We start from the raw sequence: 19,116 nt of genomic DNA on the forward strand, positions 1-19,116 counted from the left end.
CACAAACGTGATATCCCTTCGTCAGCATGCGATTTCGCTAGCCGCTGTGTTCTTGGCGCTGGCGGTCGGGGTGGTCCTCGGCTCCGGTCTACTCTCCAACACGATGCTGTCCGGGTTGCGTGAGGAAACGAAAAACCTGCACGGCCAGATCAACACGCTGATCGACGAGAAGAATATCCTGACCGGAAAGCTCAGCGCTGCAAATACTTTCGACACCCAGATGGCGGGCCGGATGGTGCATGACGCACTCAACGGCAAGTCGGTGGTGATCTTCCGAGCCCCCGACGCCAAGGACGATGACGTCGATGCGGTGTCCAAGCTCATCGGCCAGGCCGGCGGCGCGGTCACCGGCACGGTGGCGTTGACCCAGGAGTTCGTCGACGCCAACTCCGCCGAGAAGCTGCATTCGGTGGTCAGCTCGTCGGTCCTGCCCGCCGGCGCACAGTTGAGCACCAAGCTGGTCGACGGCGGCTCGCAGGCCGGCGACCTGCTCGGCATCGCCCTGCTGATCAATCGTGATCCCGCCGTACCGCCGGTCGACGACGCGCAGCGCGACACCGTACTGGCGTCATTGCGTGACACCGGTTTCATCGGCTACGGGAATCAGCACGTCGGCGCGGCCAACGCCGCGGCGATCGTCACCGGCGGCTCGCTCGGTAACGACGCCGGCAACCAGGGCGTCAGCGTGGCCCGGTTTGCCGCTGCATTGTCGCCACACGGCTCCGGTGTGCTGCTGGCCGGGCGGGACGGTTCGTCCGGCGGACCGGCGGCCGTTGCGGTGGCCCGCGGAGACGCCACGGTGACCCCGGCGATCAGCACCGTCGACGATGTCGACGTCGAGTCCGGTCGGATCACCGCGATCCTGGGCCTTGCCGACCTGATCAACGGCGGTCACACCAGCCAGTACGGCACCGGTCAACGCAACACCGGCCTCACCGTCGCTCAATAGGCCCCGCAAGGTGCGCGCGCTCTGACGGGCGTGTTAGCGACGAGTCGGCGGAGTGTTTGTTAGGGTGGGTTTCCGTGGGTCGGCAGGCCCAAAGCTGGAGATCAGCCCTCAAACAGAGGTCTAGCCCTGCGCCGTCTTCACGGAGGTCGCCACATTGCGTAAGCATCCGCAGACCGCCACCAAGCACCTCTTCGTCAGCGGCGGCGTCGTCTCGTCGCTCGGCAAGGGCCTGACCGCGAGCAGCCTTGGACAGCTGCTGACCGCGCGCGGGCTGCAGGTGACGATGCAGAAGCTCGATCCCTACCTCAACGTCGACCCCGGCACCATGAACCCGTTTCAGCATGGCGAGGTTTTCGTCACCGAAGACGGCGCCGAGACCGACCTCGACGTCGGGCACTACGAGCGCTTCCTAGACCGCGATCTGTCTGGCTCGGCGAATGTCACGACCGGACAGGTGTATTCGACCGTCATCGCCAAAGAGCGCCGCGGCGAATACCTCGGTGACACCGTCCAGGTGATCCCGCACATCACCGACGAGATCAAGCGCCGCATCCTGGCGATGGCCGAGCCGGACGCCGAGGGCAACCGGCCCGACGTCGTCATCACCGAAATCGGCGGCACCGTAGGCGATATCGAGTCGCAGCCGTTTCTCGAGGCGGCCAGACAGGTGCGTCACGATCTCGGCCGAGAGAATGTCTTCTTCCTGCACGTGTCGCTCATCCCGTACCTGGCGCCGTCGGGCGAATTGAAAACCAAACCCACCCAGCACTCGATCGCCGCGCTGCGCAGCATCGGTATCAGTGCCGACGCCTTGATCCTGCGCTGCGATCGCGACGTTCCCGAGCCGCTGAAGAACAAGATCGCGCTGATGTGCGACGTCGACATCGACGGCGTCATCTCCACACCTGATGCGCCGTCGATCTACGACATTCCCAAGGTGCTGCACCGCGAGGAGTTGGACGCCTACGTGGTGCGCCGGCTCAACCTGCCGTTCCGCGACGTCGACTGGACCGAGTGGGACGACCTGCTGCGACGGGTGCACGATCCCCAGGAAACAGTCCGAATTGCTCTGGTAGGCAAGTACATTGACCTGTCCGACGCATACCTGTCGGTGAGTGAGGCGCTGCGGGCTGCCGGGTTCAAGCACCGCGCGAAGGTGGAGATCCGCTGGGTCGGCTCCGACGACTGCGAAACGCCGAGCGGCGCGGCGGCGGTGCTCGACGACGTCCACGGTGTGCTGATCCCCGGCGGGTTCGGCATCCGGGGAATCGAGGGCAAGATCGGCGCCATCTCGCACGCGCGGTCTCGAGGGCTGCCCGTCTTGGGTCTGTGTCTTGGCTTGCAGTGCATCGTGATCGAAGCCGCGCGCTCGGTCGGCCTGACGGAGGCCAACTCCGCGGAATTCGACCCGTCCACGCCCGATCCGGTCATCTCCACCATGGCCGACCAGCAGGAGATCGTCGCCGGCGAAGCCGACCTCGGCGGCACCATGCGGCTCGGGGCGTATCCGGCAGTCTTGGAGCCGGGTTCTATTGTCGCGCAGGCATATCAGTCGACCGAGGTGTCGGAGCGGCATCGGCATCGCTACGAGGTCAACAACGCCTACCGGGAACGCATCGCCGAGAGCGGCCTGAAGTTCTCCGGGACATCCCCCGATGGTCATCTGGTCGAATTCGTCGAGTACCCGCCGCAGATGCATTCGTTCGTCGTCGGCACCCAGGCACACCCCGAGTTGAAGAGCCGGCCGACCCGGCCGCACCCGCTTTTCGTCGGCTTCATCGGCGCGGCCATCGACTACAAGGCAGCCGAGCGGTTGCCGGTGGAGATCCCGGAACGACGGGAGAACGGCAGCGACCAACACGACGTCGCCCCGGCGGCGTCGTTGTCCGAGCCTGCCCGTGGCTGACCACGACTTCGAGACGACTTCGTCCGAAACCTTGTTCAGCGGAAAGATTTTCGCGCTGCGCCGAGACCAGGTCCGGATGCCCGGCGGCAAGATCGTCGCACGGGAGGTCGTCGAACACTTCGGCGCGGTGGCCGTCGTCTCGATAGACGACGACGGACGCATCCCGCTGGTGTACCAGTACCGCCACCCGCTCGGCCGGCGGCTATGGGAATTGCCCGCCGGACTTCTCGACATGCACGGCGAGGCCCCGCACCTGACCGCGGCCAGGGAGCTGCGCGAGGAGGCCGGGCTGGAGGCCACGACCTGGCAGGTGCTGTGCGACCTGGATTCCACGCCTGGTTTCAGCGACGAATCGGTGCGGGTTTATCTGGCCACCGGGCTGACCGATGTCGGACGACCCGAGGCGCACGACGAAGAAGCCGACATGACGCTGCGGTGGTTTCCGATCGCCGAGGTCGTGCAGCGGGTGTTCAGCGGTGAGATCGTCAATGCCCTTGCGGTGGGCGGGATTTTAGCCGCCTATGCCGTCTGCGAGGGGATCGCGGAACCGCGGCCGGTGGATTCGCCGTGGGCCGACAGGCCGACGGCATTCAGCGCGCGGCAGGTAGCCCGGTGACGATGCGGGCCGGAACGGCCCGAGGAGGAGGCGGGCAGTTGAGTCCGAGCCCGGTGACGATGCGGGCCGGAACGGCCCGAGGAGGAGGCGGGCAGTTGAGTCCGAGCCCGGTGACGACGCTGGCGCCGCCCCTGGAAGGCCAGTTGCAGGGATACCTCGACCACCTGACGATCGAACGCGGGGTGGCGGCCAACACCTTGAGCTCGTATCGCCGTGACCTTCGCCGCTACTCCGATCACCTCACGTTGCGCGGCGTCGACGATTTGGCCAAGGTCAGCGAGGACGACGTCAGCGAATTCCTGATGGCGCTGCGGCGCGGTGACCCGGACTCCGGCGTCTCACCCTTGTCGGCGGTGTCGGCGGCGCGGACCCTGATCGCGGTGCGCGGGCTGCACCGCTTCGCCGCCGCTGAAGGGTTGGCCGAATTCGACGTCGCGCAGGCGGTCAAGCCACCCACACCGGGGCGGCGGCTGCCCAAGAGCCTCAGCGTGGATCAGGTGCTCGCACTGCTGGCCGGTGCCGGCGGCGACAGCCCGTCCGATGGCCCGTTGACGCTGCGCAACCGCGCGTTGCTCGAGCTGCTGTACTCAACCGGCGCAAGGATTTCCGAGGCGGTGGGCCTCGACGTCGACGACATCGACACCCACGCGCGGTCGGTGCTGCTGCATGGGAAGGGCGGCAAGCAGCGGCTGGTTCCGATCGGGCGCCCCGCGGTGCAGGCGCTGGACGCCTACATGGTGCGGGGACGGTCGGAGTTGGCCCGCCGCGGCCGCGGTACCCCGGCCATCTTCCTCAATGCGCGAGGCGGCCGGTTGTCACGGCAGAGCGCGTGGCAGGTGCTGCAGGACTCCGCTGAGCGAGCCGGCATCACGTCGGGTGTGTCACCGCATACGCTGCGGCACTCGTTCGCGACCCACCTGTTGGAAGGCGGCGCCGACGTCCGGGTGGTGCAGGAGTTACTCGGGCACGCCTCGGTGACCACGACGCAGATCTACACGATGGTCACGGTTCACGCGCTGCGTGAGGTCTGGGCCGAAGCCCACCCCCGCGCGCATTAACTGCCCAAGTACTCCGATTCGAGCACCAGGTCGGGCAGCATCCGCTGATATTCCAGATGCGCCTTGTGCTCGACGGTCTGCCATAGCGTGCCCTGCTGCCGACGCATGTATTCGCGATATTTCGGGGCACCGGGGACTTTGACGTTGTCGGCCACCACAATCGCGCCGGTGCGCAGCCAGCCACGGTCGAGGATGCTCAGCAGATCCGTCAGATAAACCGACTTCTCGTGATCGAGGAACAGAAAGTCGAGTGCTCCAGGGGCGAAGCCGTGTTCAGACGCCAATGCGTCCAGGGTGTGGCCGCCGTCGCCGATCGTGCCCACCACGCAGGTGATCTGGTCGGCGACGCCGGCGTGCGCCCAGATCTGCCGGGCGTTGGCGGCGTTGGCTTCTGACAGCTCGACGGAATACACCTTGGCGCCCGGCGCGGACCGGGCAATGCGCAGCGCGCTGTAGCCGCAGTAGGTGCCCAGCTCCAACGCCAGCTTCGGGTCGGCCCGCCGGACCGCGGCGTCGAGCAGCGGACCCTTCTCGTCGCCGATGTTGATCAGCAGCGACTTCTCGTACGCGAACCGGTCAATGGTGGCCAGCACGTCGTCGATGTCGCCCGGCCGGGCGTGCTCCAGCACGTAGGCGACCGCGGCGGCTTCGCGCCCGTCGCCGAACTGTCCCGTCGTGAAGAAACTCCGGGCGCCGACAGCCATCCGCCACACTGACCACCGCAACAGAGGAATGCGCTGCTTCAGACTCATGGTGGTCACCCTAGCTCGCCGCGACGCGTGGCGGTGCCTCGCCAAATTCGCTGGTGACGTTGTTGCGGGTCTCCCGGCAGGAGCGTCCGTAACCGTTACACTTTCGTGCCATGCCCGCCGTTTCCCTATCGCCAGTGATGCGGCTGACCGCTGATGACTGAGCCCGCCGATAGCGGCACCGAAGTCGGCCTCACCGGGCGTCCACCGCGGGCGATCCCCGAACCCAAGCCGCGCACGTCACACGGGCCGGCCAAAGTCATCGCGATGTGCAACCAGAAGGGCGGCGTGGGAAAAACCACGTCGACGATCAACCTGGGTGCGGCGCTGGCCGAATGCGGTCGTCGAGTCCTGCTTGTCGACCTCGACCCGCAGGGAGCATTGTCGGCGGGCCTCGGTGTGCCGCACTACGAGCTGGAACACACCATCCACAACCTGCTGGTCGAGCCCCGGGTGTCGCTCGACAACGTGCTGATGCACACGCGCGTCAAGAACCTGGACCTGGTGCCCAGCAACATCGATCTGTCCGCCGCGGAGATCCAGCTGGTCAACGAGGTGGGCCGCGAACAGACGCTGGCTCGCGCCCTGCACCCGGTGCTGGATCGCTACGACTATGTTCTGATCGACTGCCAGCCGTCGCTGGGTCTGCTGACCGTCAATGGTCTGGCCTGCTCAGACGGCGTCATCATCCCGACCGAATGCGAGTTCTTCTCACTGCGCGGCTTGGCCTTGCTGACCGACACCGTCGAGAAGGTCCGCGACCGGCTTAACCCGAAGCTGGACATCAGCGGCATCCTGATCACTCGCTACGACCCGCGCACGGTGAACTCCCGCGAGGTCATGGCGAGGGTGGTGGAGCGCTTCGGCGACTTGGTGTTCGACACCGTGATCAGCCGCACTGTCCGATTCCCGGAGACCAGCGTCGCCGGCGAACCGATCATCTCCTGGGCCCCGAAGTCGGGCGGCGCCGCCGCCTACCGCGCATTGGCCCGCGAGGTGATTTACCGGTTCGGCGCGTGACCGGCGGAGTCGGCTGCGAGGAGGCATCACCCCAGAACGGCTTCCAGGTCAGGCTGACCAATTTCGAGGGGCCCTTCGATCTGCTGTTGCAGCTGATCTTCGCCCATCGTCTGGATGTCACCGAAGTGGCGTTGCATCGGGTCACCGATGACTTCATCGCCTACACCCGCGAGATCGGTCGCGCGCTGGAACTCGAGGAGACCACCGCATTCCTGGTCGTCGCCGCGACGCTGCTGGACTTGAAGGCAGCCCGGCTGCTGCCGTCCGGCCAAGTCACCGACGAGGAGGACCTGGCGCTGCTGGAGGTCCGCGACCTGCTGTTCGCCAGGCTGCTGCAGTATCGGGCGTTCAAGCACGTCGCGGTGATGTTCGGCGAGCTGGAAGCCGCCGCCCTGCGCAGTTACCCGCGTGCGGTGTCGCTGGAGGACCGGTTCGCCGACTTGCTGCCCGAGGTGATGTTGGGCGTCGACGCCGAGGTGTTCGCTCAGATCGCCGCGACTGCGTTCCAGCCGCGGCCGGTGCCGACGGTGGCCACCGAACATCTCCACGATATGCACGTGTCGGTGCCGGAACAGGCCAGGCGACTGCTGTGGTTCCTGGAGCAGCGTGGGATAGGGCAGTGGGCGTCGTTTTCCGACCTGATCGCCGACTGTCAGCCGATCGAGATCGTCGGTCGCTTCCTGGCGCTGCTCGAACTGTATCGATCGCGGGCGGTAGCATTCGACCAAGTAGAACCGCTTGGTGTGCTCCAGGTTTCGTGGACCGGAGAACGGCCGACCAACGAAGAATTGCGGGAAGCGGATTCGCCCCCCGATCAAGAAGTGTGAGACCTGTAATGACCGAGCCCATTCGCGCCGGCGACGATGCAGAGCGCAGCGATGAGGAGGAGCGGCGCCATAACCACGCCGGCGACGATGACGTCGACTCCGCAGCGGACGCCAACCTCGGCATCGACGTCGCGACCGCACCGGAACTCGAGGACACCGAACTGGGCGCGGTGCTCGAAGCGCTGCTGTTGGTCGTCGACACCCCAGTGACGGTCGATGCGCTGGCCGCGGCCACCGAGCAACCGGCATACCGGGTGGCGGCCAAGCTGCGCCTGATGGCCGACGAGCTCACCGAACGCGACAGCGGCATCGACCTGCGGGAAGCCGGCGGGGGGTGGCGGATGTACACCCGGTCGCGGTTCGCGCCGTATGTGGAGCGGCTGCTGCTGGACGGGTCTCGATCGAAGCTGACCCGGGCGGCGCTGGAGACGCTGGCCGTCGTGGCCTACCGCCAGCCCGTGACGCGGGCGCGGGTCAGCGCGGTGCGCGGCGTCAACGTCGACGCGGTCATGCGCACGCTGCTGGCGCGCGGCTTGATCACCGAAGCCGGCGCCGACCCCGACACCGCTGCGGTGACGTTCGCGACGACTGAGCTCTTCCTGGAACGGCTGGGGCTGTCGTCGCTGAACGACCTCCCCGATATCGCACCGCTGCTTCCCGATGTCGACATGATCGAAGATCTCAGCGAATCACTGGATGCCGAGCCACGTTTCGTGAAACTCGGCGGCGGCTCGGCTGCCAACGATCAGCCGTTGTCGTTCGACGTGGACCAGGAATGATGGTCGACACCGGCGAAGACCGTGGGATTCGCCTGCAGAAAGTGTTGTCGCAGGCCGGAATTGCCTCCCGGCGCAACGCGGAGAAGATGATCAGGGACGGCCGCGTCGAGGTCGACGGGCAGGTGGTGATCGAGCTGGGCACCCGGGTCGACCCGAACGTGTCGGTGATCCGCGTCGACGGTGCGCGGGTGGTGCTGGACGACTCGCTGGTGTACCTGGCGCTGAACAAGCCGCGGGGGATGCACTCGACGATGTCCGACGACCACGGGCGGCCGTGTATCGGCGACTTGGTCGAGCATCGAGTCCGGGGCAACAAGAAGCTCTTTCACGTTGGTCGCCTCGACGCGGACACCGAGGGATTGATCTTGCTGACCAACGACGGCGAACTCGCGCACCGCCTGATGCACCCGTCGTACGAGATTCCCAAGACGTATCTGGCGACTGTCAACGGGTCGGTGCCGCGTGGGCTCGGCAAAAAATTGCGGGTCGGAATCGAGCTCGACGACGGGCCGGTCGCGGTCGACGACTTCGCGGTGGTGGACTCCATCCCCGGCAAAACGCTGATTCGCGTCACGCTGCACGAAGGGCGCAAACGCATCGTGCGGCGAATGTTGGCGGAGGTCGGATTCCCTGTGCAGGAGTTGGTCCGCACCGACATCGGCACACTGTCGCTTGGGGAGCAGCGTCCGGGCAGCATTCGGGCGTTGCGCCGCAACGAGATCGGGGACCTCTACAAGGCGGTCGGCTTGTGAGTTCTGTCGTCGTCGCGGTGGACGGCCCCGCGGGCACCGGAAAGTCCTCGGTATCACGAGGTTTGGCCCGCGCACTGCAGGCCCGCTACCTCGATACCGGTGCCATGTATCGCATCGTCACACTGGCGATGCTGCGCGCCGGAATCGACCCGGCGGACCAAGCCGAGGTTGCCGCAGCCGTTGCAGACGTCCGGTTGTCGGTGGGCTATGACCCCGACGAGGATCGCAGTTACCTTGACGGCGAAGATGTTTCAGCGGAGATCCGCGGCGACGAGGTCACCACGGCAGTGTCGGCAGTGTCGTCCGTCCCGGCAGTGCGCACGCGTCTGGTCGAACTGCAACGCACCATGGCACACGGCCCCGGCGGCGTCGTGGTGGAAGGACGCGATATCGGCACCGTGGTGCTACCCCATGCCGACGTCAAGATCTTCCTGACCGCATCAGCCGAGACGCGGGCGCGGCGCCGCAACGATCAGAACGTCGCCGGCGGACTGCCCGATGACTACGCCGGAGTGCTGGCCGACGTGCGCCGTCGCGACCATCTCGACTCGACGCGAGCGGTGTCGCCGCTGCGGGCGGCTGCTGATGCAGTGGTCGTCGACACCAGTGACATGACCGAATCCGAAGTGATCGCCCACCTGCTCGATCTGGTGCATCAGCGAAGCGAGGCGGTCCGGTGAGCCCCACCGACGACGGTACCTGGGTCGACGAAAGCGACTGGGAATCAACCGAATTCACTGAACCAACTGATGACGAAACCGCCGGTCCGCCACCGGTGGTGGCTGTGGTGGGCCGGCCGAACGTCGGCAAGTCGACGTTGGTCAACCGGATCCTCGGCCGGCGTGAGGCGGTGGTTCAGGACGTGCCCGGAGTGACGCGTGACCGGGTGTCCTATGACGCACTGTGGACCGGTCACCGGTTCGTCGTGCAGGACACCGGGGGATGGGAGCCCGATGCGAAGGGTCTGCAGCAGCTGGTCGCCGAGCAGGCGTCGGTGGCCATGCGTACCGCCGATGCGGTGATCCTGGTCGTGGATGCCGTCGTCGGCGCGACCGCCGGCGACGAGGCTGCTGCCCGTATTCTGCGGCGCTCCGGCAAGCCGGTGTTTCTGGCCGCCAACAAAGTTGACAGCGACAAAGGCGAATCCGACGCCGCGGCGCTGTGGTCGTTGGGCATCGGCGAACCGTTCGCGGTCAGCGCGATACATGGTCGCGGCGTGGCCGATCTGCTCGACGCGGTCGTCGCTGCGTTGCCGGAGGTCGCGGAGTCGGCCTCGACCCGAGGCGGTCCGCGGCGGGTGGCCTTGGTCGGTAAACCCAACGTCGGCAAGAGTTCGCTGCTGAACCGGTTGGCGGGCGACGAGCGATCGGTGGTCCACGACGTCGCGGGCACCACCGTCGACCCGGTGGACTCGCTCATCGAGATGGACGGCAAGGTCTGGAGATTCGTCGACACGGCCGGACTGCGCCGCAAGGTCGGCCAGGCCAGTGGTCACGAGTTCTACGCCTCGGTGCGCACCCACGGAGCCATCGACGCGGCCGAGGTGGTGATCGTGCTGATCGACGGCTCGGTGCCGCTGACCGAACAGGACCAACGGGTGCTGTCGATGGTCATCGAGTCCGGGCGAGCGCTGGTACTGGCGTTCAACAAGTGGGATCTCGTCGACGAAGAACGGCGCTACCAGATCGAGAAGGAAATCGACCGCGAGCTGGTGCAGCTGCGCTGGGCTCAGCGGGTCAACATCTCCGCGAAGACCGGTCGGGCGGTGCAGAAGTTGGTGCCGGCGTTGGAAGGCGCGTTGGCGTCCTGGGATACCCGGATCAGCACCGGCCGGTTGAACTCCTGGATCAAGGAGGTCGTGGCCGCGACGCCTCCGCCGGTTCGTGGCGGCAAGCAGCCGCGCATCCTGTTCGCCACGCAGGCCACCGCACGCCCACCCACGTTCGTGTTGTTCACCTCCGGCTTCTTGGAGGCCGGCTACCGCCGGTTCCTGGAGCGACGACTGCGCGAGACGTTCGGTTTCGAGGGCAGCCCGATCCGCATCAACGTGCGCGTGCGCGAGAAGCGTAAGCCGAAGTCCCGCTGACACCCCGGTGACGCCGAAACCCAGCCAGCTAAGGTCGATTCGGTGTCCCTGTCACACGCGATCCTGATCGTTCTTGCCGGTGTGGGCGCGGGCACCATCAACGCTCTTGTCGGCTCCGGCACGCTGATCACCTTCCCGACGCTGGTGGCGATGGGCTATCCGCCGGTGACCTCGACCATGTCGAATGCGGTGGGCCTGGTCGCGGGCAACGTCTCGAGCACGTGGGCATACCGCCGCGAGTTAAGTGGTCAGTGGGACCGGCTGCGCTGGCAGATACCGGCGTCAATCATCGGCGCGATCATCGGTGCCGGGCTGCTGCTGCATCTGCCGGAGAAAGTATTCGCTGAGATCGTGCCGGTCCTGCTGATCGCGGCGCTGATCCTGGTAGTCGTCGGCCCGCGGATTCAGGCGTGGGCGCAAGACCGGGCCCAGAAAGCAGGTCGTGCTGGTGACGAGGTGTCACCGCGCAGGATGGCCGCATTGGTGTTGAGCACCTTCGCGATCGGAATCTACGGCGGCTATTTCACTGCGGCGCAGGGCATTCTGCTCGTCGGCGTGATGGGTGCACTGTTGCCCGAATCCATGCAGCGGATGAACGCGGCGAAGAATCTGCTGACTCTGCTCGTGAATCTTGTTGCAGCGCTGGCCTATACATTCGTGGCTTTCCACCGGATAAGTTGGCCGGTCGCGGGTCTCATCGCGGTCGGGTCGCTGCTCGGCGGGTGGTTGGGCGCACGCTACGGTCGTCGGTTGTCGCCGAATGCGTTGCGCGCGACGATCGTTGTCGTCGGGCTGATCGGGGTGTACCGGCTGCTCGCCGTGTAAAGATCAGCCCTGGTGGACGACGTTTCCTTCGCCGGATTGCTCGATGTGCGGCGAGCCCTTGCGGTAGGTGATCTGGTTGCTGAAGCCGGAGGCTTCGATGCTATCGACCGCCTCGACAGTGATCTTGTTCTGCACGCCGGACACCGACAGGCTGGTGCAGTGGCCCGTGATCACGACCGTGTTGCCCACCCCGCTGATGCTGACGGTGTTCTGGTTGCAGGCGATCGTCCGGTTCTCGTTGATGCCGGAGATGCTGAGGGTCTCGCCTGACGGCGGCACCGACGGCGCGGCAGCAGGCGCGGTGGGCGTGACGGCGATGGATGGACTCGGGCGGTCGGGGACGAAGCTCGGGGTCGGGAAGAGTGTGGTCAGACCGCTGTGCGAGACCTGGTGTGCGGTGAAGAACAAGATCGCGACCGGCAAGGCGATCATGCCAATCACGAAGACAGCGGCCACGATCCACCACACCCGGTTGTTCGACGACGGCTGCGGTGCTTGCCCGAACATCGAGCCGGTATAGGGCAGCGGCGGGGGTGGCGGTGCGAGCGCGGGACCGCCACCGCTGTAGGGCGGCGGTGGCGGCGGAGCCACCGGACCGGACGGGGCAGCCCACTTGCTGGGCGGCTGATTTCCGACGGCTTCGGATGCGCGAGCCGTGTCCGCCAGCGGTTGCTCCAGCTCCCGAATTCGGGCTTCGGGATCGTCGTCGGATGTCATCCACAGATGCTCCCATACCAAGATCGGGCCGAATAGGCCATTCGCATTCGGTAGTTTCTGCATCGTGCCCGACTTTGCGAACCGCCAGATCCTGCTGCGTCGCCGCCCCAGCGGCCTTGTTCAGTCGGATGACACTGAGCTGGTGACCACGCCGGCACCCGAGCCGGCCGAGGGTGAAGCGCTCGTCCGCACCACCTACGTCGGCCTCGATGCCGCGGTCCGGACCTGGCTCAACGACCAGCAGGGCTACCTTCCGCCGGTGCAGCTCGGTGAGGTCATCCGCGCGGCGGGCATCGGCGAGGTGGTGTCGTCACGGTGCGACGCCTACAAGGTCGGCGACGTGATCACCACGCTGACCGGTTTTCAGGAATACGTGATCATCCGCGACGATGTGTTCAGCACACCGATCCCGGGGGAGAGCGACCAGCTGGCCATCATGTCGGTCTATGGCCCGACGGGCGCGACGGCATACATCGGGATGACCGACGTCGGGAAGCCGCAAGCCGGCGACACCGTGGTCGTGTCGGCCGCGGCGGGTGCCACCGGCTCGATCGCCGGCCAGATCGCCAAGATCGCCGGGGCACGGGTGGTGGGCATCGCCGGCGGGCCGGAGAAATGCCGGGCGGTCGTGGAGGACTTCGGGTTCGACGCGTGCATCGACTACAAGAACGACGATCTGCAGGCCGCGCTCAAACAGCACTGCCCGCAGCGGGTGAATGTCTACTTCGACAACGTCGGCGGTCCCATCCTCGACGCGGTACTGGGCCGGTTGGCGATGAACGCACGGGTGGTGCTGTGCGGCGTGATCTCCAGCTACCTCAGCGGCGATCATCCCGGTCCGGCCAACTACGTGAACATTCTGGCCAAGACCGCGACGATGCAGGGATTCAATGCGCTCGACCAGTGGGGCCGTTTCGACGAGGCCTCGGCTGCGCTCCGGCAATGGGAGCATGAGGGCCGAATCAGGCACCGCGAGACCATCTTTGAGGGCATCGAATCCTGCGTCGATGCCCTCAACGGGCTGTTCACCGGCGCCAATATCGGCAAAATGCTGGTCAAGCTCAGCGAGCCGACGACCGTTTAGCCCAACTCCTGAATGCGGATCATGGTGCCTGCGGGGTCGCGGACGGCGCAGTCGCGGATTCCGTACGGCTGCTCTGTCGGTTCCTGCACGATGTCGGCGTTGCCCGATTGCAGTCGTTCGAAGGTGGCATCGAGGTCCTTGGTGGCCAGGACGATGGTCGCGTAGGTGCCCTTGGCCATCATCTCGGCGATGGTCCGTCGTTCGTCATTGGTGAGGCCCGGGTTGGCGCTCGGCGGATTCAAGACGATCGACGTGTCGGGCTGATTCGGCGGCCCGACAGTGATCCACCGCATCGTGCCCTTGCCGACGTCAAGGCGGACTTCGAAGCCGAGGACGTCGCGGTAAAAGGCCAGTGATTCTTCCGGATTGTCGTGTGGCACAAAGCTCGAGTGAATGGTGATGTCCATGGATGTCACGGTAGGTGCAGGGCGACCGCGGGTGCTTCTCGATTCCTGACCGGTCGGGTGACTTGCTTCTCCATGCACGACGGCAGGCCGGCGCTCACCCCTGCTGTCTGGTCCCGATAGACACTGGGCGAGACGCCGACCAGCTCGCTGAATCGAGTGCTGAATGTTCCCAGCGACGAGCAGCCCACGGCGAAACAGACTTCGGTGACGCTGAGATCGCCGCGCCGCAGCAACGCCATCGCGCGCTCGATGCGTCGTGTCATGAGGTAGGAGTACGGCGACTCGCCGTAAGCGGCTTTGAATTGCCGGCTGAGGTGCCCGGCCGACATGTGCGCGTCGCGGGCCAGCGCTTCGACGTCCAACGGCTGGGCGTAGTCCCGATCGACCCGGTCACGCACTCGACGCAGCCGGGTCAATTCCCGCAGCCGCTGCGATTCGGCTGGTTGGATCGCCACCTGCGCGATCGTGCCACGTCGTTCCGGTGGGCGCTACCGCCTGCTGTAGGCTTTCCACCTGCTGCCGTCAGCGGTCGGCGGCGCCGGGCTGTGGCGCAGTTTGGTAGCGCACTTGACTGGGGGTCAAGTGGTCGCAGGTTCAAATCCTGTCAGCCCGACACAGGTCAGAGGCGGTTTTTGACCGTCTGAACGTCCGTTTTCCGACGTTTGACCCACACGTTTGACCCAAACCAGCTTTCCCGGCACCCGAAAATGTGTTTGCTGGCCGTTTTGGGTGGTCACGGCGGCTGTATCCACAGTGGCGGGCAATATGACCCTATGCCGCGCCGCAAACAGGTCTACAAGATCACGTACCCGAACGGGAAAATCTACGTCGGTCTGGACGTCACCGGCACCTTGGCTTACTTCGGTAGTCCGAGCAACCGAGGCAAAGAACAAATCGCCGCCGACCACATCGACCAGCGACTCGATCTGACGGTGCGAAAGCAAATCCTCTGGGAGTCGGAGACCGCGACCGACGCCGAGGCCCGCGCAATGGAGGTCAAGCTCATCCGCGAGACGGGCGCGAATAATCCGGCCATCGGCTACAACCTCAGTCCGCGATGGTCGGAGTTGGGGCCGCTAAGCGGGCATTAACCAGTCGTCCGCCGACAGGATGAACCAATCATGTTCACGGCTGTCATACGGTGCCCACCCGTGCGCCTCGGCGGGAAGCCACCACCGCGGGAACCGCACCGGCTGGAATGCCAACAGTTCATCAACTTGGTAGAGCACGGTCGGTGAGTATTTCGGCGCGGTCGCCGCTACCCTCTCGTATTCGACCGGGTCATCTTTGACCAGCCACAGTCGCGGGTCCGGTGAGAATGCCAGCTTCAATTCCTTGGCGCGGATCTTTTCGTACAGACCGGGCACGTGCAACCGAGGACATTGTTCAGCGGACGCGAACCCATCACGCACCATCCATCCGGGCTTTGGCCGCGTTGTGTTGCGCCCACCGCGACCGGGCGGCGGCTTGCTTGATCGGGTCCTTGGTGCCAGGGCCGTCCAGCTTCAGCGACGAAATTAATTTCGCCAGCGCCGCACGTTGCAACCTGAGTTCGACCACACAGCCATGCACAACGACCCGGCCATCCTTCAGCACAACCGTCCGGCCCTCGTCCTCGACGACAGACTTCAGCCGTTCGATCTCGTCCGCGATATCCGCGACCACCGAAAACAATTCCCGGTCCCGCTGATCAGGTTCCAATTGATGCGCGGCCATGTCGGCGATGACCCGCTCCACAAGCAGCCCGCCACAAGACAATTCAGCCATACCAGCCAGTCTCTCACGCGCGGGGAAGCGTTTTGCATTCCAGCCAGCCCTTTCTTCGGATTGGGCCGTGGCGGGGAGGGTGATCGGGGGAGGGATGGTCGGCGGGGCGGTCGCCAGTGTGGCTGTGCGCCGGTCGGTTTGGGGCCTCGGCGGCGTCTTGGCTTTGGAGTCTCGGGTGTCGATTGCTGTGGCTGAGCGCAACGCTGGCGGCTGTTCGGGCTGTAGGAGGTGGTTTTAAGAATCCCCCATCTCTAGTCGATGCGCACCGTGGTCTGGATGTCTGTTCGGACATTGTTTTGTGTTGTCTCGGCGACGTTGTTGTCGTCGGAGAATGTAGTGACCACTACCCAAGTGTCTTGAGCTTGCGGAACGCAAGTGACTTGCACGAATACGGAGTTGTCGGCCGCGCTGGCAACCGTCGTATATCCCTCAGTTAGGCGGACGATCAAGTTGAAGCTCGCGAACGCACTCTGGGTATACGCCAGGCATGTTTGCGGGTCGTCGGGCTTGGTGAAAGTGTTGTAATACCAGTACATGATCCTTGCCTCCGTTCGCTTTTTCGTAGTGACTTCGGACAGCCGTATTTGGTTGTGCTTCGCAGGAAATCAAGGTACCGCGCTAAAGGATTACCGTTCGTCGATCTAGCCGTAGTCGCCTAGCCCTGGGAGGTTGTCAAGGTCCAGCGTCCCGCCCTTCGGTACTCCAAGTTCTTCACGAATTGCCTCTAGCAAACCGTGGACCGCTTTCCTTGCACGCCATTCCAGCTCCCCGCTTTGCTTACCCTCGCTCTGTGCCCGTGCCCAAGTCAGAACGAGATCGAGGGCCAAATCGGCTAGGGTCACGATCTTGTCTGTTCCATACACCGCGATATCCGGAAAATGTTCGAATATCTCGTCGCGCCAATCTTCGAAAGGGAATGGCTGGTTTTCGTCTAACTCTTGTATGCGCGACGAGAGCGTGCGTAGCCTCCGGTACAGCTCGACGTAGGCTTCGCGGCGGTGCTCGAATGTCCTCGCCTCATCCTCGCGCAACCACTGTGCGTGCTCTCGCTGACGGGAAGCGCGTTGCTGGATGAGCATTCCACCGATGGTGCCGCCAGCCGTACCAATGACACCGATCAGTGCGACGACCAGCGGGACCCACAACGGTGTGGTGCTCATCTGGAGGTGCGGCCCCCGATCCATTCCCTCATCACGCAGCCACACACTAGCGCCCCGGTCGGTTCAATTTAAGGAGTCGGCCTAGTCCCGGGCGTGTCTGCAAGCTCATGCAATTCAGCCTTTGCTTGACTTTTGAGTATGGAAGAACCTAACCGGACAGACTCGCCCAACTGGTGGCTGGCGGCGCTCGGCACAGTCGGTGCTCTCGCGCTGATCTTCTTCTTGGGCGTCGGCTACGGACAAGAGTGGGGTGCACCGCAATGGGGACCGCTAGCCGAATGGCTTGCCGGTGGATTCACGTTCGCCGCTGTGGTCGTCGCGCTCCGTGCGGCGATATACGCACAACGCGAATCGGCCCGCGCCGAACGCAGCCGATTGGTGGACCACGAACTCCAACGCCGCCGAGAAAATATCCGTAGCTTGAGCGGTCTTTGGGCTGCGATCGTCTCAATGGGCATCGACTTGGCGAGTTTCACGGCCTACATGAAGAACTTGCCTCCGACCTTCGACCCAAACAGACCCCGATCGGATATCGCACCGCCGGAGCCGGGAGACATACCAGGAGAGCCGGTCTGTTACCAATTTGGTCGGGTGTATCAGACATTCGCCGACAAATGGTTCCAGACGATCGAACCGCCCTTGTTCTCTGCGTTGGCAATACTGAACGGCTCAGCGCTCGACGAGGCGGTCAAGTCCCTCAACGTCAAACTCCGCGAGATCACGGAGAAGTGCTTGCCGCTACTGAGCGCGGATTTCGCAAGAGGTCGTCGTCCCGATGTGACCGCCATCGAGACGACATGGAAAGACGCGGGTCGGCGGCGGCAGGCGCATCTCGACCTCGCCCGACAGCATTTCAGCTTGAAGCTTGACGATGTAGAACAGCACTTGTTCGGCTGATCAAAACGGTATTTGGCCCCGATGCCCGCGAACCCGGAACCATCGCCAGCCTTGGCGGCACCTTTCACAGCGTTGATGGGACCAACGGACACCGGGGGGAGCCTTTTTGATTTAACTACCGCTGGCCTGAACTTTCACGATGGCCTTGTGCCACGGATAACCGAACCCAACACGAGCAGTTACCGACGGTGCCCTTTAGTCGTTGCCCATCCGCCGATCATGCGTCGCGGCGGGATCTCACTTCGCGCCTCAGCTTGATCACCTCTTTTTCGAGGTCGATGACACCCTTTGCGCACATAGCAGTTAGGCCGATGAGTTTCACGACGGCGGCCCAGAGAGGGTTCTTTCCGGTAAAGGACTGGTCGAGCTCAGCGAACCGGTCGCGGAGCTCCTTGCCCACGACGGATTCAGGGTCAAGCTCGATCTCTCTCATCCTGTGGAACGGCGAGAAGTCGGGGAGTGCCTCTGGTTCGGCTGCCATGGAGAAGAAGTTTAGGCCTGAAAGTCCCAGAGTCGCAGAGAAACCGAGCCGCAGTACGCAATCCGGGCTGCCGCTGCGCGGGGAGAGCGGTGGAGGAAGGCGGTGCCATTAACGCACTGATGCCGGTCGTCGAGCAGGCTGTAGCGGTCGGCTCACCGAGTCGGCGTTCGAACTGGACTACGCGGAAGTGCGCAATTAAGCGCGCACGTGTTTGATGAGGCCTGCTGAGTACGCCTATGTTGACTCGCTCGCATGAGTTGGTCGGCATTCAGCTTTCAGTTGCGTTTCGGCTGGGCCTGTGATCAGAGCATGTCGGGAGTCATTGCAAGACAATCGAAATTGTCCAATGTCTGACCGGGGGTCAAGTGGAAGTTCATGCTCGGGCGGCTCGAGGTGAGAAACGTCTGGGCAGCATGAGCAGGGCGGCAATCAGGAAGCACAGCGCCCCGACGAAGGTACCAGCGTTGGCCAGCAGGGCGTCGTCGGTGACGCCTGTCTTCGTGATGAAGGCGCCGACCGCCGAGGCGCCGAAGGCGATTGAGCCGATCATGTTGGTCCACGCTGCCAACCATTCGCGTGATTTCAGTTGAGCGAGCCCGACCGTGCGGGTTACTGCCACGACCCCAAGTGCCCCGCTAATAAGGAATGCGACCGAACCCGTCGCGTCCGGCCACCACACCAAGTGCTGGCGCGCAAGTATTCGATGCGCCCACAACGCTGCACCGGTGCTGACATTGAAGCGCAGGGTGCCGACGAACTGCGTTGCCGCCGATAGGAATTCAGCTCGTATTGAGGGCGTTTCCCACGATCGACTCGTCGACGGTCTGCTAAGCAGCAGTTGGATCAGTGCCGCGCTGGTGAAAAACCAAGAGCCGATGAAACACAGTAGGTTGGTGGCGCCAGCACCGCCCACCATGGCGAATCCCGGAGCCGTGCCGATCGCGAATAATGACGAACCGATCGCGAATAACCAGCACTGGCGCCGCAGCATGTGAGTGCTCGGCTGGCTGTCGATAGCTTGCGCATTCTCCGAAGT

The 19,116-nt window shown here is 64.6% G+C and carries 24 protein-coding genes and 1 tRNA gene; 15 read left to right on the plus strand and 10 right to left on the minus strand.

Features of this window, described 5'->3' with window-relative positions:
• Positions 1-7 precede the first annotated feature (7 nt).
• From G6N27_RS03560 to xerD, 4 genes are all read left to right on the plus strand, one after another.
• Positions 8-949, plus strand: coding sequence for a copper transporter (locus G6N27_RS03560; protein WP_163775099.1), 942 nt, complete (start codon positions 8-10; stop codon positions 947-949).
• Positions 950-1,103: 154 nt separating this feature from the next.
• Positions 1,104-2,855 carry a CTP synthase gene (locus G6N27_RS03565; RefSeq protein ID WP_163775100.1) on the plus strand — a complete coding sequence of 584 codons (1,752 nt, stop codon included), beginning with the start codon at positions 1,104-1,106 and terminating at the stop codon, positions 2,853-2,855.
• A complete protein-coding gene (locus G6N27_RS03570) occupies positions 2,848-3,471 on the plus strand; it encodes an NUDIX domain-containing protein (protein WP_163775101.1) in 624 nt (207 codons plus the stop codon). The genes G6N27_RS03565 and G6N27_RS03570 overlap by 8 nt, the downstream gene beginning before the upstream one ends.
• Positions 3,472-3,581: 110 nt before the next feature.
• Positions 3,582-4,529 carry a site-specific tyrosine recombinase XerD gene (gene xerD, locus G6N27_RS03575; protein WP_232064977.1) on the plus strand — a complete coding sequence of 316 codons (948 nt, stop codon included), beginning with the start codon at positions 3,582-3,584 and terminating at the stop codon, positions 4,527-4,529.
• Here the strand turns inward: xerD and G6N27_RS03580 are convergent.
• Positions 4,526-5,281 (minus strand): O-methyltransferase, encoded by a 756-nt coding sequence (locus G6N27_RS03580; RefSeq protein WP_163775102.1) that lies wholly within the window; start codon positions 5,279-5,281, stop codon positions 4,526-4,528. The genes xerD and G6N27_RS03580 overlap by 4 nt on opposite strands.
• A gap of 153 nt (positions 5,282-5,434) precedes the next feature.
• Here G6N27_RS03580 and G6N27_RS03585 point away from each other — a divergent pair, with 153 nt between their 5' ends.
• The 7 genes from G6N27_RS03585 to G6N27_RS03615 are packed head-to-tail and all read left to right on the plus strand — an operon-like array spanning position 5,435 to position 11,567.
• Positions 5,435-6,298, plus strand: coding sequence for a ParA family protein (locus G6N27_RS03585; RefSeq protein ID WP_163775103.1), 864 nt, complete (start codon positions 5,435-5,437; stop codon positions 6,296-6,298).
• Positions 6,295-7,125, plus strand: a complete 831-nt coding sequence (locus G6N27_RS03590; protein WP_163775104.1) for a segregation/condensation protein A — start codon at positions 6,295-6,297, stop codon at positions 7,123-7,125. Before G6N27_RS03585 ends, G6N27_RS03590 begins: the two co-directional genes overlap by 4 nt.
• Before the next feature lie 8 nt (positions 7,126-7,133).
• Positions 7,134-7,904, plus strand: a complete 771-nt coding sequence (gene scpB / locus G6N27_RS03595) for an SMC-Scp complex subunit ScpB (RefSeq protein ID WP_163775105.1) — start codon at positions 7,134-7,136, stop codon at positions 7,902-7,904.
• Positions 7,901-8,656: a pseudouridine synthase gene (locus G6N27_RS03600; protein WP_163775106.1), complete on the plus strand. Its 756-nt coding sequence runs from the start codon at positions 7,901-7,903 to the stop codon at positions 8,654-8,656. Before scpB ends, G6N27_RS03600 begins: the two co-directional genes overlap by 4 nt.
• The gene (cmk, locus tag G6N27_RS03605; RefSeq protein ID WP_163775107.1) at positions 8,653-9,336 is read left to right on the plus strand and encodes a (d)CMP kinase; all 684 of its coding nucleotides are present in this window, start codon (positions 8,653-8,655) and stop codon (positions 9,334-9,336) included. The genes G6N27_RS03600 and cmk overlap by 4 nt, the downstream gene beginning before the upstream one ends.
• Complete coding sequence (gene der / locus G6N27_RS03610) at positions 9,333-10,742, plus strand: ribosome biogenesis GTPase Der (protein WP_163775108.1); 1,410 nt, start codon at positions 9,333-9,335, stop codon at positions 10,740-10,742. The genes cmk and der overlap by 4 nt, the downstream gene beginning before the upstream one ends.
• A 42-nt stretch (positions 10,743-10,784) precedes the next feature.
• Complete coding sequence (locus G6N27_RS03615; RefSeq protein ID WP_163775109.1) at positions 10,785-11,567, plus strand: sulfite exporter TauE/SafE family protein; 783 nt, start codon at positions 10,785-10,787, stop codon at positions 11,565-11,567.
• 3 nt (positions 11,568-11,570) lie between these two features.
• On the opposite strand, the gene G6N27_RS03620 is transcribed toward G6N27_RS03615, so the two are convergent.
• A complete protein-coding gene (locus G6N27_RS03620) occupies positions 11,571-12,284 on the minus strand; it encodes a DUF3060 domain-containing protein (RefSeq protein WP_163775110.1) in 714 nt (237 codons plus the stop codon).
• 64 nt (positions 12,285-12,348) lie between these two features.
• On the opposite strand from G6N27_RS03620, the gene G6N27_RS03625 reads away from it, so the two are divergent.
• Positions 12,349-13,368, plus strand: a complete 1,020-nt coding sequence (locus tag G6N27_RS03625) for an NADP-dependent oxidoreductase (protein WP_163775111.1) — start codon at positions 12,349-12,351, stop codon at positions 13,366-13,368.
• Here G6N27_RS03625 and G6N27_RS03630 read toward each other — a convergent pair.
• Together G6N27_RS03630 and G6N27_RS03635 are read right to left on the minus strand one after the other, a co-directional pair.
• Positions 13,365-13,775 carry a VOC family protein gene (locus tag G6N27_RS03630; protein WP_163775112.1) on the minus strand — a complete coding sequence of 137 codons (411 nt, stop codon included), beginning with the start codon at positions 13,773-13,775 and terminating at the stop codon, positions 13,365-13,367. The genes G6N27_RS03625 and G6N27_RS03630 overlap by 4 nt on opposite strands.
• Positions 13,776-13,780: 5 nt before the next feature.
• On the minus strand, positions 13,781-14,230 hold the full coding sequence (locus G6N27_RS03635) for a helix-turn-helix transcriptional regulator (protein ID WP_163775113.1): 450 nt from the start codon (positions 14,228-14,230) through the stop codon (positions 13,781-13,783).
• A gap of 84 nt (positions 14,231-14,314) precedes the next feature.
• Here G6N27_RS03635 and G6N27_RS03640 point away from each other — a divergent pair.
• Positions 14,315-14,388, plus strand: a tRNA-Pro gene (locus tag G6N27_RS03640).
• Positions 14,389-14,548: 160 nt separating this feature from the next.
• Positions 14,549-14,866, plus strand: coding sequence for a GIY-YIG nuclease family protein (locus tag G6N27_RS03645; protein WP_163775114.1), 318 nt, complete (start codon positions 14,549-14,551; stop codon positions 14,864-14,866).
• Here the strand turns inward: G6N27_RS03645 and G6N27_RS03650 are convergent.
• The 4 genes from G6N27_RS03650 to G6N27_RS03665 form a co-directional block, all read right to left on the minus strand.
• Entirely contained in the window at positions 14,852-15,148 is a 297-nt protein-coding gene (locus G6N27_RS03650) for a hypothetical protein (RefSeq protein ID WP_163775115.1), read from the minus strand. The two genes, G6N27_RS03645 and G6N27_RS03650, sit on opposite strands and share 15 nt — an antisense overlap.
• A gap of 31 nt (positions 15,149-15,179) precedes the next feature.
• Complete coding sequence (locus G6N27_RS03655) at positions 15,180-15,542, minus strand: hypothetical protein (RefSeq protein ID WP_163775116.1); 363 nt, start codon at positions 15,540-15,542, stop codon at positions 15,180-15,182.
• 251 nt (positions 15,543-15,793) lie between these two features.
• On the minus strand, positions 15,794-16,078 hold the full coding sequence (locus G6N27_RS03660) for a hypothetical protein (RefSeq protein WP_163775117.1): 285 nt from the start codon (positions 16,076-16,078) through the stop codon (positions 15,794-15,796).
• A 105-nt stretch (positions 16,079-16,183) separates the two neighbouring features.
• On the minus strand, positions 16,184-16,702 hold the full coding sequence (locus G6N27_RS03665) for a hypothetical protein (RefSeq protein WP_163775118.1): 519 nt from the start codon (positions 16,700-16,702) through the stop codon (positions 16,184-16,186).
• Positions 16,703-16,834: 132 nt separating this feature from the next.
• Between G6N27_RS03665 and G6N27_RS03670 the strand changes: the two genes are divergently transcribed.
• Entirely contained in the window at positions 16,835-17,599 is a 765-nt protein-coding gene (locus tag G6N27_RS03670) for a hypothetical protein (RefSeq protein WP_163775119.1), read from the plus strand.
• A 217-nt stretch (positions 17,600-17,816) separates the two neighbouring features.
• Here the strand turns inward: G6N27_RS03670 and G6N27_RS03675 are convergent, their stop codons facing one another.
• On the minus strand, positions 17,817-18,080 hold the full coding sequence (locus G6N27_RS03675; protein ID WP_163775120.1) for a hypothetical protein: 264 nt from the start codon (positions 18,078-18,080) through the stop codon (positions 17,817-17,819).
• Between the two features lie 373 nt (positions 18,081-18,453).
• Complete coding sequence (locus tag G6N27_RS03680; protein ID WP_163775121.1) at positions 18,454-19,071, minus strand: hypothetical protein; 618 nt, start codon at positions 19,069-19,071, stop codon at positions 18,454-18,456.
• Positions 19,072-19,116: the final 45 nt, after the last annotated feature.

Source organism: Mycobacterium cookii (genome assembly GCF_010727945.1).
Classification (GTDB): domain Bacteria; phylum Actinomycetota; class Actinomycetes; order Mycobacteriales; family Mycobacteriaceae; genus Mycobacterium; species Mycobacterium cookii.

Bases quoted from the DNA above. Each gene is read 5' to 3' on its own strand.
- G6N27_RS03675 (WP_163775120.1), bottom strand. From the start codon at position 18,080: ATGGCAGCCGAACCAGAGGCACTCCCCGACTTCTCGCCGTTCCACAGG.
- scpB (WP_163775105.1), top strand. From the start codon at position 7,134: ATGACCGAGCCCATTCGCGCCGGCGACGATGCAGAGCGCAGCGATGAG.
- G6N27_RS03630 (WP_163775112.1), bottom strand. From the start codon at position 13,775: ATGGACATCACCATTCACTCGAGCTTTGTGCCACACGACAATCCGGAA.
- G6N27_RS03580 (WP_163775102.1), bottom strand. From the start codon at position 5,281: ATGAGTCTGAAGCAGCGCATTCCTCTGTTGCGGTGGTCAGTGTGGCGG.
- G6N27_RS03585 (WP_163775103.1), top strand. From the start codon at position 5,435: ATGACTGAGCCCGCCGATAGCGGCACCGAAGTCGGCCTCACCGGGCGT.
- G6N27_RS03680 (WP_163775121.1), bottom strand. From the start codon at position 19,071: ATGCTGCGGCGCCAGTGCTGGTTATTCGCGATCGGTTCGTCATTATTC.
- G6N27_RS03620 (WP_163775110.1), bottom strand. From the start codon at position 12,284: ATGACATCCGACGACGATCCCGAAGCCCGAATTCGGGAGCTGGAGCAA.
- G6N27_RS03655 (WP_163775116.1), bottom strand. From the start codon at position 15,542: ATGGCTGAATTGTCTTGTGGCGGGCTGCTTGTGGAGCGGGTCATCGCC.
- G6N27_RS03600 (WP_163775106.1), top strand. From the start codon at position 7,901: ATGATGGTCGACACCGGCGAAGACCGTGGGATTCGCCTGCAGAAAGTG.
- G6N27_RS03660 (WP_163775117.1), bottom strand. From the start codon at position 16,078: ATGTACTGGTATTACAACACTTTCACCAAGCCCGACGACCCGCAAACA.
- G6N27_RS03665 (WP_163775118.1), bottom strand. From the start codon at position 16,702: ATGAGCACCACACCGTTGTGGGTCCCGCTGGTCGTCGCACTGATCGGT.
- G6N27_RS03645 (WP_163775114.1), top strand. From the start codon at position 14,549: ATGCCGCGCCGCAAACAGGTCTACAAGATCACGTACCCGAACGGGAAA.